Here is a 656-nt window from a genome sequence, read left to right on the forward strand (position 1 = left end):
CCGCCGCGGCCGCGCTCCGCGAGGACCTGACGGCCTCCCTGGGCGCCGAGCACCCGGACACCCTGGAGGCGCGGGCGATGGAGGCGTACCTGGCCCATCTGCGCGGCGACCACCGCGAGGCCACGGTGCTGGCCCTGGACGTGGCCCGGGCCATGTGCCGGACCGGTGACGCACAGGCCCCCGCGGCGGTGGCGCGGGCGGCCGCCGCCTGGCGGCGACTGGACGACGACCGGGCCGCCGTCACCCACGGACGCGAACTCCTGCGCCTGTGCGACAGCCTGCACGGTGCGGACCTGCTGCCTCCCGACCACGCCGACCTGGCCCGCCGGGTCCGCAGACGGCTGGAGAAACTGACGTCCCGGGGTACGGGGCCGTCAACCGCACGTCGAACGGACGCGGAACGTTTCCGGTAGGACTCCGTCCTACGAAGACTCCGGCCCGTGGCCCCCTGACCGGGCCCGGACACCCCGGGGAGCGGGCGACGCGTGACCTCCGGATGGAACACGGCCCGGCGCTCCACGCGTACGTGCCGCGCATGCCGGGCGGCGACCCGCACCACACGGAGGACGCCGTCCGGGAGGCGCCGCCGCGCCGCCGGGCCGAGCGGAACCCGGCCGACGGCGCGGGCACCGGCCGCGAGGACCGCCCGCGATCGC

Annotated in this window: 1 pseudogene; it reads left to right on the forward strand. The window is 77.9% G+C overall.

Annotated features, from left to right (window positions below):
- Positions 1-413 (forward strand): annotated as a pseudogene (locus B7767_RS37140) (hypothetical protein); the annotation flags it as partial.
- Positions 414-656: the final 243 nt, after the last annotated feature.

Origin of the sequence: Streptomyces sp. 13-12-16 (assembly GCF_002114215.1) — a bacterium.
Classification (GTDB): Bacteria; Actinomycetota; Actinomycetes; order Streptomycetales; family Streptomycetaceae; genus Streptomyces.